At 38.7% G+C, this 11,035-nt stretch carries 13 protein-coding genes; 12 read left to right on the top strand and 1 reads right to left on the bottom strand.

Features of this window, described 5'->3' with window-relative positions; genetic code table 11:
• The 4 genes from RYP29_RS07180 to RYP29_RS07165 form a co-directional block, all read left to right on the top strand.
• Window positions 1–497: putative PEP-binding protein (locus RYP29_RS07180; protein WP_311532757.1), on the top strand; the 497-nt coding region annotated here is incomplete at its 5' end.
• A gap of 106 nt (window positions 498–603) precedes the next feature.
• On the top strand, window positions 604–1,251 hold the full coding sequence (locus RYP29_RS07175; protein WP_270524022.1) for a helix-turn-helix transcriptional regulator: 648 nt from the start codon (window positions 604–606) through the stop codon (window positions 1,249–1,251).
• A gap of 3 nt (window positions 1,252–1,254) precedes the next feature.
• Window positions 1,255–2,076, top strand: a complete 822-nt coding sequence (locus RYP29_RS07170) for a pyruvate, water dikinase regulatory protein (protein WP_005383529.1) — start codon at window positions 1,255–1,257, stop codon at window positions 2,074–2,076.
• Window positions 2,077–2,143: 67 nt separating this feature from the next.
• Window positions 2,144–3,133 (top strand): deoxyguanosinetriphosphate triphosphohydrolase, encoded by a 990-nt coding sequence (locus RYP29_RS07165; protein WP_311532756.1) that lies wholly within the window; start codon window positions 2,144–2,146, stop codon window positions 3,131–3,133.
• Between the two features lie 69 nt (window positions 3,134–3,202).
• Here the strand turns inward: RYP29_RS07165 and rpmB are convergent, their stop codons facing one another.
• Window positions 3,203–3,391: a 50S ribosomal protein L28 gene (gene rpmB / locus RYP29_RS07160; RefSeq protein ID WP_005386334.1), complete on the bottom strand. Its 189-nt coding sequence runs from the start codon at window positions 3,389–3,391 to the stop codon at window positions 3,203–3,205.
• A 230-nt stretch (window positions 3,392–3,621) separates the two neighbouring features.
• Between rpmB and recG the strand changes: the two genes are divergently transcribed.
• The 8 genes from recG to RYP29_RS07120 form a co-directional block, all read left to right on the top strand.
• Entirely contained in the window at window positions 3,622–5,664 is a 2,043-nt protein-coding gene (gene recG / locus RYP29_RS07155) for an ATP-dependent DNA helicase RecG (RefSeq protein WP_311532755.1), read from the top strand.
• A gap of 126 nt (window positions 5,665–5,790) precedes the next feature.
• Window positions 5,791–5,976, top strand: coding sequence for a 4-oxalocrotonate tautomerase (locus tag RYP29_RS07150; RefSeq protein WP_005376374.1), 186 nt, complete (start codon window positions 5,791–5,793; stop codon window positions 5,974–5,976).
• A gap of 84 nt (window positions 5,977–6,060) precedes the next feature.
• The gene (gene guaB, locus RYP29_RS07145; RefSeq protein ID WP_005379153.1) at window positions 6,061–7,518 is read left to right on the top strand and encodes an IMP dehydrogenase; all 1,458 of its coding nucleotides are present in this window, start codon (window positions 6,061–6,063) and stop codon (window positions 7,516–7,518) included.
• 12 nt (window positions 7,519–7,530) lie between these two features.
• Window positions 7,531–8,253, top strand: coding sequence for a WecB/TagA/CpsF family glycosyltransferase (locus RYP29_RS07140; protein ID WP_005376335.1), 723 nt, complete (start codon window positions 7,531–7,533; stop codon window positions 8,251–8,253).
• Window positions 8,254–8,265: 12 nt separating this feature from the next.
• Window positions 8,266–8,907: a phosphatidylserine decarboxylase family protein gene (locus RYP29_RS07135; RefSeq protein WP_009661204.1), complete on the top strand. Its 642-nt coding sequence runs from the start codon at window positions 8,266–8,268 to the stop codon at window positions 8,905–8,907.
• Window positions 8,900–9,571, top strand: coding sequence for a CDP-diacylglycerol--serine O-phosphatidyltransferase (pssA, locus tag RYP29_RS07130; protein ID WP_060807307.1), 672 nt, complete (start codon window positions 8,900–8,902; stop codon window positions 9,569–9,571). Before RYP29_RS07135 ends, pssA begins: the two co-directional genes overlap by 8 nt.
• An 18-nt stretch (window positions 9,572–9,589) precedes the next feature.
• Window positions 9,590–10,852, top strand: coding sequence for a glycosyltransferase family 2 protein (locus RYP29_RS07125; RefSeq protein WP_009661087.1), 1,263 nt, complete (start codon window positions 9,590–9,592; stop codon window positions 10,850–10,852).
• 17 nt (window positions 10,853–10,869) lie between these two features.
• On the top strand, window positions 10,870–11,035 hold a 166-nt coding region (locus tag RYP29_RS07120), incomplete at its 3' end, for a 5'/3'-nucleotidase SurE (RefSeq protein ID WP_311532758.1).

Genomic DNA, 11,035 nt, shown 5'->3' with positions numbered 1-11,035 from the left:
TCTGCCGTACTGTTGAAGAAGCTGAACTCGTAACTAACTTGATGGCTCAAGAAGGCCTTGTACGCGGTAAAGATTTTAAAATCTGGCTCATGGCTGAAATTCCAGCAAATATTATTTTAGCTGACCAATTCAATAAATACGTAGATGGTTATTCCATCGGTTCTAACGATTTGACAATGCTTGTTCTAGGTTGTGACCGTGATAATGAAACAGTCCAACACATTTATGATGAACGTAATTTAGCTGTTCGTAGAGCTATTCGTCATCTTATCGAAGTGGCTCATAAAGATGGTAAAACTGTATCCATCTGTGGCCAAGCACCAAGTGTTTACCCTGAACTTTGTGAATTCTTAGTTAAGAGTGGTATTGATTCCATCTCTGTTAACCCAGATGCGGTTAAAAATACTAAGAAAATGGTGGCTCAAATCGAGCAACGCATGATGATGGATGCACTTACAGGTCGTGGTCGTCAAGATGTAGAAGACCTTGAATGGTAATAAAGATATACTTTATTTGATGATGTAAAGAGGAGGCGAGAGCGCCTCCTCTTTTTCTAAAATGATACATAGGATATAATATTTATATGTGAAAGGAGGGACGGGTGTGAAACTTTCAAAACGACAAGAAGCAATAGCCCATATTGTACGTGAAAAAGGACCTGTTACGGGAAGCGCTATAGCGGAACATTTGGATGTGACACGATCTGCATTGCGTTCGGATTTAGCCGTGCTCACTATGATTGGCGTTCTCGAAGCAAGGCCTAATGTAGGATATTACTATATTGGCTTGTCGCCAAAGGACCAAACTGCTGAAATTTTAAGGTCTTATAGTGTACATGATGTGCTTTCACAAGCCGTTATCGTATCGCCAGAGACCAATCTATATGATACAATCGTGACTATTTTTACAGAGGACGTAGGTACGATTTTGGTTTGCGAAGGTTCCTATTTACAAGGTGTTGTATCACGCAAGGATTTATTGCGTGCCTCCATAGGTCAAACCGATGCACATACAATGCCTATCTCAATGATTATGACACCCGTTAGCAAAGTTATCACCGTAGAACCATCAGATTCGTTGGCTGTGGCGGCGCAAAAAATGATTGACTATGAAGTCGATTGTTTACCTGTTATAGTTAGAGAAGACGATGAATCACAAGACAGTCCTAAGAAACGATTAAAGGTGGTAGGACGTGTATCTAAAACAACTGTGACTAAGGCGTTTTTAGAATGTAGTACACAAGAGGTATAAAGAATGGCAGAAAAAATTATTTATGCGATATCTGATTCCTTAGGCGAAACTGCAGAGGCCGTTGCGAGAGCAACAGCAAGTCAGTACGATAAGGAACAAATTGAAATTGTTCGCATCCCATATATTGAAGATAAGGCTCAAATTGATGAAATTATACAAGATGCCAAAAATGGTAATCACGTAATTTGTCATACAATTGTGTCGTTAGAATTGCGGAACTATTTACACGAAAAAGCGGCAGAGAATAATATTCCTGCTGTTGATATTATGGGCCCTGTATTGGATGCTGTAGGTACAGTGGCATCTACCAAGCCACGTATGACAGCTGGTATGGTTCATAAGCTAGACCAAGAATATTTCAAAAAGGTAGAAGCTATTGAGTTTGCAGTTAAATACGATGATGGTAAAAACCCATCAGGCTTCGAAAAGGCTGATGTTGTGATTATCGGTGTATCTCGTACAAGTAAAACGCCGTTATCCATGTTTTTAGCGTATAAAAAAATTAAAGCGGCTAACTTACCACTAGTTCCTGAGGTGCCATTGCCAGAGGAATTATTTAAGATTCCGCCTAAGAAAATTGTGGGGTTGATTATTGACCCATATAAATTGAATAATATCCGCAGTGAACGTTTGCGTGCTATAGGCTTAGAAGATGAGGCTAATTATGCCTCTATTGAGCGCATTAATTCTGAATTAGAATATGCAAAAGCTATTATGCGTCGTCTACATTGCCAAGTGCTTGATGTTTCTAACAAATCCATTGAAGAAACAGCATCTCTTGTTATGCAATTAGTAGATAAAAACCGCATGACTGCCGGAAAATAAATAGGGGAGGCGCAAGCCTCCCTATTATTAAATATTATATTGTTAACATGTTTGATAAAGAGGTACTATGAATATTAGAGAACGTATAGAAGAACGAGAAGATATGATCTTATCTCCCTATGCGGCGAGAAGCAGTATGGCCTTGCGCGATATTGATGAAGAACCAGATCCACTACGTACCGCATTTCAACGGGATCGGGATAGAATTATACACAGCAAGTGTTTTCGTCGCTTAAAACATAAGACACAAGTATATATTGCACCTGGTGACCATTATAGAACAAGAATGACGCATACCCTTGAAGTAGGACAAATCGGTCGTACTGTTGCGCGTGCTCTTAGACTTAATGAAGATTTAGTGGAAGCCATTGCGATGGGGCATGATGTGGGGCACACCCCATTTGGTCATGTCGGAGAATATGCACTGCGCGATATGGTGGGCCATTTTAACCATAATGAACAAAGTTTGCGCATGGTCGAAGTATTAGAGAAACATGGTAACAGACAAGGCCTTAATCTTACAAAAGAAGTACGGGATGGCATTTTAGGCCATACGGGACCAACCATACCATCTACATTAGAAGGGCAGATTATACGTATTGTAGATCGTATTGCGTACTTGTGTCACGATTATGATGATGCACAACGGGCTGGTATGCTAGAAGCTAACGATTTACCAGAAGAAGTGCGATTTTATTTTGGCGATACTCCGTCTAGTATGATTACGGCCATGGTGAAAGATATGGTTGAACAATCGTTGGATAAGCCAGCGATTCAGATGTCTGCTGTTATTGAAAGCACGATGAATGTTTTTAGACAGTTTATGTTTAAAAATGTATATCTAGCACCTGCATTAATTCCTGACCGTAATAAGGCCGCTCATGTAGTAAAAAATTTATTTACATACTTTATGGAGCATCCAGGTGATATAGAAACCTATGTAGAACGAAATGGTGTGTATTCCACTGTTGATATTGTCGATTATGTGGCAGGATTAACAGATCAATATGCTATAAAATTATTTAAAGATTACTTTATTCCAAATATTACGCTGTAATAGGGCGACAAAAAGACCGTTACCATTTGGTAACGGTCTTTTTGTTTAAGAGTACATGTACTATTTATTTTACGCGCGTGTAATTTTATTAGAACGAAGGCAGCGTGTGCATACATTTACTTTTTTTGTAGCACCGTCTACAACCGCCCGTACTCTTTGAATGTTCGGTTTCCAAGTTTTTCTTGTGCGAATGTGAGAGTGACTCACGTTCATACCGCTAGATGTGGATTTGCCACATACTTCGCAAAGGTTTGCCATAGTTTCCACCTCCAAGCTTAATCTATAACATAACAAAAGTATATTATCATAAAGACAAGGTTTAAGCAAGTGTTTTTACTACATGCATTGATATTTTATGAAATATACTACAATATTTGGTATACTATAGCTAATATTGTAGTCGAAATCTATGAGATATGGCAAGAGAAATATAAAAATGGATATATTTTCACTATATTCATTAAGTATGTTATATGTGAGGCATTATAATGAACGAAGCACTGACCTCTATTAAGGGAATTGGACCAGGTCGAGAAAAACAACTTCATAAATTAGGCATTGATACTGTATCCAATTTATTGGCTTATTTTCCACGCTCCTATGAAGATAGACGTAAAATTTATTCCATCAAAGAGTTGGAAACTGGTATTACTGCGGGGGTTGTAGGTACTGTCGTATCCATTATGGAAAAACGTCCACGGCCTCGCTTATCTATTTTAGAAGTTATCATCACAGATGGTACTGGTCCGATGAAGATTGTATTATTCAATCAAGGATATAAAAAGAACTTTTACAAAAAAGGTCAGCGCCTCTATGCGTACGGTAAGGCCGAATTTCAATATGGTTCTATGCAGATGAATTCTCCGCAAATAGAAAATCTCGGGCCAGATGCTATGCCAGATACGGGCATTGTTCCTATTTATCCCTTGGTGGATGGCGTTTCTCAATATGTGGTGCGCGCATCGATTCGAAATTGGTTCGAAGCGCATCATACAATGGATGAAATTTTACCGCCTGAAATCATGGATTATCATGCGAGTATGAAGCGATATGATGCATTTAAAGAAATGCATTTTCCTTCAAGTAGTGAAAGTCATGAAAAAGCACGGTATCAATTAGCCTATGAAGAACTATTTATCATGCAGTCTGGATTGGCTCTGCTTAGAAATAAAGAGCAATGTCATGTAGGGCCTAAGATGGAACCAGATGGTACATTGATGGAACAATGTAGGACGAATTTACCCTTTCAGCTAACGGGGGATCAAGAACGGGCGGTAACAGAAATTTCACAGGACATGCAAGATGAGCGGCCTATGCAACGCTTATTACAAGGTGATGTAGGCTCTGGTAAGACCGTTGTAGCTACATTGAGCCTTGTAAAAGCCGTAGAAAATGGATACCAAGCTGTTATCATGGCACCTACAGAAATCTTAGCGACTCAACATCATGAAGGAATAACTGAATTTTGTAAAAATTTGCCTATTAATATTGTATTGCTTACAGGATCCACACCTAAAAAAGAAAAGGATAGAATCTATGAGGAATTAGCAAATGGAACCATTCAATTGATTATCGGTACCCATGCGCTCATTCAGGACAAGGTTCAATTTAAGAATTTAGGATTGGTTATTATCGATGAACAGCATCGTTTTGGTGTTAATCAGCGTGCCGCATTACAACATAAGGGGGTGTATCCTCATGTTTTAATTATGACGGCTACACCGATTCCAAGAACAATGACCCTATCTGTATATGGTGATTTAGCGGTATCCCTTATTAAGGAAATGCCTCCAGGACGTAAACCGGTCAAGACATATGTTGTAGATAGCTCATATAAAGAACGATTGCGCGTGTTCTTTGGTAAGGAAATGGCGGCAGGTCATCAAGTATATGTGGTTTGCCCTCTTGTAGAGGAATCTGAAAAACTTGATTTGCAAGCAGCAGAAGAACTCTTTTTGGACTTGAAAGACTATTTTTATAAAAGCTTTGAAGTGGGCCTTGTTCACGGGCGTATGAATCCAAAAGAAAAGGACGAGGTGATGCAAGCTTTTCATAATGGACGCATTCAATTGCTCGTGTCTACAACCGTTATAGAGGTTGGCGTTAATGTTCCTAATGCGACGATTATGTGCATAGAAGGGGCTGAGCGTTTTGGATTATCCCAATTACACCAATTACGAGGCCGCGTTGGACGTGGTGATATTCAGGCGTATTGTATTTTGGTTAGTGATTCAAAGGGCGATGTCAGTCAAGAGCGGTTGCGGTTGATGGAATCCACGCAAGATGGATTTGAATTAGCCGAACAAGATTTATTACTGCGTGGATCTGGCCAATTGTTTGGACTTGCGCAATCAGGATTACCTGATTTACGGGTAGCTAATATCATAAAAGATATAGATATACTAGTGGCAGCGCGTAATGATGTGCTGTTATATATTCGAGAATTTGGCATCAATCAACTAGAAATTCAAATGAAAGAAGAATTATCAAAAAGATTTGGTGAAAAATTTCTTAGAATATTGTATAATTAAGAGGTAGGGCTAATAATTCTATAAGGTGCGATAATACTAGGTTTTATCTAGGTTTTCCCCTTGTATATAACGGCCTATTCTCGTATAATATAAAAAACAATATTTTTGTATCTATGGAGGTGCCATATGCCATTAATTCATGTTGAACTCGTTGAAGGTCGTACAAAAGAACAAAAGAAACAATTAGGTGAAGCTATCACTAAGGCTACTGTAGACATCGTAAAGGTTCCTGCAGAAGCAGTTAAGGTTATTTTTGTTGATATGAAAAAAGATGAGTTTATGGAAGGCGGCATTTTGCGGTCTGAACGCTAATGAAAGCTACGATTATCCGTTCTAGCCCACTGGGCTAGAATGGGTCGTAGTTTTGTTTTTTATTATACGAGAAAGGAAAAACAAATGAGAGACGATAAATTCGGTATGCGTGGATTGACTTTTGATGATGTATTGTTAGTGCCGGCTGCATCTGATGTATTACCATATCAAGTAGATTTAAAGACACAATTAACACGTGATATTTCACTAAATATCCCAATGATTAGTTCTGGTATGGATACTGTTACTGAGTCCCGTATGGCCATTGCCATGGCTCGTGAAGGCGGTATGGGTGTTATTCATAAAAATATGTCCATCGAGGAACAAGCTCATGAAGTTGATACAGTTAAACGTTCTGAGCATGGTGTTATCGTTGATCCGATTTTCCTAAGCCCTCAGAACCTTCTCTCTGATGCAGAAGAGTTGATGCGCAAATATAAAATCTCTGGTGTACCTATTACAGAACATGGTAAACTAGTAGGGATCATTACAAATCGCGATATGCGTTTTGAAACTGATTTATCCCGTCAAATTGGCGAATGTATGACAAGTGAAGGTTTAGTTACAGCTCCTGAAGGTACTTCCTTGGAAATGGCTAAATCCATTTTGAGCAAACATCGTATTGAAAAATTACCATTAGTTGATAAAGATAGTAATTTAAAGGGTTTAATCACTATTAAAGATATTGAAAAAGCTACAAAATATCCTAATTCTGCAAAGGATGCTAGCGGCCGTCTATTAGTTGGTGCTGCTGTTGGTGTTTCTAAAGATATGTATGATCGTCTAGATGCTCTCGTAGCAGCCAAAGCCGATGTTATCATCGTCGATACTGCTCATGGTCATTCTGCAGGTGTGTTGCGTACATTAAAAGAAATTAAACAAGCATATCCACATATTCCGGTTATTGCTGGTAATGTGGCAACGGCAGCTGGTACAGAGGCTCTTATTGAAGCTGGTGCAGATGCTGTTAAAATTGGTATTGGACCTGGCTCTATTTGTACAACACGTGTCATTGCTGGTATTGGTGTACCTCAAATCACTGCTGTCTATGAGTCCGCTCAAGTAGCAAGACGTTATGGTATTCCAATCATCGCTGATGGTGGTATTAAATATTCTGGCGACATTGCGAAAGCGATTGCAGCTGGTGCCAATGTTGTTATGATGGGTAATATTCTTGCTGGTACTGATGAAAGCCCAGGAGAAACTGTTATTTACCAAGGTCGTTCCTATAAAGTATACCGTGGTATGGGTAGCTTAGGGGCTATGAAGCTTGGTAGTAAAGATCGTTATTTCCAATCAGAAGCTAAAAAATTAGTTCCTGAAGGTATCGAAGGTCGTGTACCTTATAAAGGTATGTTGGCAGATACTATTTTCCAAATGGTTGGTGGTTTACGTGCAAGTATGGGATACTGTGGTTGCCATAATATTAAAGAAATGATTGAAAACACTCAATTTATTCAAATTACGGCAGCAGGCTTGAAAGAAAGTCATCCACATGATGTAAGTATCACCGTAGAAGCACCGAACTATAGTGGTTTATAATGGAGTATTATTTTGAGTAAACGTATTTCGGTATTATCCGTCCCTATTGATTGCATCACTATGGACGAAGCAGTTTCAAAAATTATAGAGATGACGAAGCAATCAGGGCTACATCTTGTAGCAACTGCCAATGCTGAAATGGTTATGCTAGCCAATCAGGATCCCGTGTTACACGGGATCTTGAATTCCGCTAGTTTAGTTGTTCCTGATGGAGCTGGTATATTATGGGCAGCGGAACGCATGGGTGAAAGAGTGCCTGAACGCGTTACTGGTGTTGATATTACCAAAGAATTGTTTAAACAAGCTGTAAGCAATCAAATCCCCATATATTGTTTAGGTGCTGCGCCTGGTGTAGCACAACAAGCAGTTTCTAATTTACAAGCAATGTATGGTACTATTAATATAGCTGGCATCCATGATGGGTTCTTTGATGAAGCAGAGGAACAACGTATTATTAACGATATTAAAACTTCGGGTGCTAAGCTCGTATTTGTTGCATTAGGTGTGCCAAAACAGGAACAATGGATTTCAGAAAAACTATCCTCTTTACAAGGCGTTGTAGCCATTGGTATAGGAGGGTCTTTTGATGTATTGGCTGGAAATATTCCACGCGCACCTCATTGGATGCAACGTAATCGTTTAGAATGGTTATATAGATTATATCTGGAACCTAAACGTATAGGCCGAATGTTGGCTATACCAAAGTTTATGTGGACTGTTATTAAGAATAAATAGGGGAGTTTAGTTGTGCCTACAGGACCAATAATAAAAGAAGGATTTCCTTTAATCGGAGTGATGCTCTTCATTACGATTATAGCGGTGTATTTTGGATATTATAGTATCGCAATCATTACATTTATTTTGGCATTATTTTTTGTGAACTTTTTTAGAAATCCAAAACGCAACATTCCTACTGACCCGGATGCTATTTTATCTCCAGCTGATGGCAAGGTAATGGAAATTGAAGATGTATATGAAGATTTGTATTTACATCGAGAATGTAAAAAGGTAACAATCTTTTTATCTGTTTTTGATGTGCATGCCAATCGAGCTCCTATTGAAGGTAAAATTACATATCGTCATTATACGATGGGGAGTTTTTTACCTGCTTTCAAAGAAGATGTGGGGTTTGAAAATGAACGTCATACAATTTGTATAGAAAACGATAAAACAGAAGTACTCGTCACACAAATTGCAGGTTTATTAGCTCGTCGTATTGTTTCTTGGACAGATCTTGATAGTGTATTACAACGTGGCCAGTTATATGGTATGATTAAGTTTGGTTCATGTACTGAAATTTACATGGATAAAAATGTAGAGATTTGCATTGAAAAAGGTCAGCATATTACTGGTGGGGATACGATTATCGGGAGGCTTCGTCATGAATAAATCAGTTATTCCAAATTTATTTACTAGTTCTAATTTAGCATTTGGTGTTATCGGCATTACATTGTCTGCTACGGGCAATACCTTTGGGGCGGCTATTTGTGTGATACTATCACTGATTGCAGATGGTTTAGATGGGCGTGTGGCACGTGCATTAGGCGTAGCAGGTCCTATGGGGCGTGAATTAGATTCCTTATCCGATGTAGTCGGATTTGGCGTTGCCCCTGCTTATATGCTGTATGTTAATGATTTGCAAGGACTAGGCTGGCTCGGTTATATTCCGTTATTAGCCTTTGCTGTTTTAGGCGCTTTTCGTTTGGCTCGTTTTAATATTAAAACGGATGAAGTTCACGGCTATTTTGAAGGTCTTCCTATTCCAGCAGCAGGTTGTTTAGCGGCTACCTATATTTTATGTGGTGTGCAAGTCCCACAGCTAGTTTTGTTTGTGTCCATGATTCTTGTTGGTATCTTAATGGTTAGTGAAGTAAAATATCCTGACTTTAAAGGTCAGAGTGCAGTTCGCATTAGCAAAATTGCTATTGCATTGGTTGCTCTCATCATCATTGCTGCATTGGTATATGATTGGCATACATGGGCTGTTATGATTTTTACTGGTTATGTGTTGTTTGGTCTGTTTAATACGGCGTTGAATATAGTGCGCAAATAGACTGTGGAGGTTTGTCTTATGGATTACCTACTGGATCTGATATTGATCCCTATGCAGGTAATAATCGTAATTTATACGGTTTATTATTTCGTACTTGCCGTTATAGGTATGTGGCGGTCTCGAGTTCATAAAAACTATACGCCAAAAAATTCATTCGCCATTGTTGTGTGTGCTCATAATGAAGAGGCTGTAGTAGGAGAGCTCGTAAAAAACTTAAAAGGTTTAGATTACCCAGACGATTTGTATGATATTTTTGTTGTAGCAGATAACTGTACTGATAAAACGGCTGAGGTGGCCAGTGCCGCAGGAGCTAATGTACACGAACGTTTTAACAAAGAAGAGGTTGGTAAAGGGTATGCCATGGGGTGGATGTTTGACCGCGTGGATAAAATGGATAGGAAATATGATGCATTCCTCATCTTTGATGCTGACAACTTGGTACACCCTCAATTTATGTTAGAGATGAATGATCACCTCGAAAAAGGTGAATCTGTTATTCAAGGGTATCTTAACTCCAAAAACCCTACAGATTCATGGGTTGCGGGTACTTTCTCCATCATGTTCTGGATGGTTAACCATATGTGGCATTTAGCCAAATATCGTATTGGTTTATCAACGGCACTTGGCGGAACGGGTATGTGTATTCGTACATCTATTATTAAAGAATACGGATGGGATTGTACAAGCTTAACGGAGGACATGGAGTTCTCTATGAAGTTATTAACACATGGTATTAAGACGACATGGGCTCATGATGCTATCGTGTATGATGAAAAAGTAACAACTATGATGGCTTCTTGTAAACAACGTTTGCGTTGGGCACAAGGTCAATTTGATTGTGCAGATCGTTATATTCCTAAACTATTTGCAGCGGGAATTAAGCAAGGTAATATTGTTATTTTGGATGGTATTTTGCAAGTGAGTCAGCCATATTTCTTATTGTTGACGACCGTATATTTGGTATTTTCTTATATCAATGCATATGTACCGATTTATACCAATATTTTGTACCAAATTATGCCTATGTCCGTATGGCAAATCATAGGTATTGGACAATATCTATTCCCATTGATTGTGTTATTGAAAATTAAGGTGCCACCTAAAATCTGGTTCTACTATTTGTTATATCCAATTTTTGTATATTCATGGGTTCCAGTAAATATTTTAGGATGGTTCCGTCGTCATAATAAGGAATGGTCTCATACGGTACATACAAGAGCAGTTGGCTTGGGTGATGTTAAATTAACTCGTATGGGAGATATGAATAAGAATAAAAAATAGAATCTATAGGAGTGACTATGCATATCTTAATGTGTAACGATGATGGCATTTTAGCTGATGGCTTACGCCAATTAGCGACGTATTTAAGTCAATATTATCGTGTTACCGTTGTAGCACCAGCTACTGAACAAAGTGCTAAATCCCATGCATTGACGACTGAGATTCCTTTAAAATTAGATGCGT

It is taken from the genome of uncultured Veillonella sp. (assembly GCF_963534045.1).
Classification (GTDB): Bacteria; Bacillota; Negativicutes; order Veillonellales; family Veillonellaceae; genus Veillonella.
Note: the sequence above shows the minus strand (reverse complement) of the source record. Positions and strands in the feature narration are given on the sequence as shown.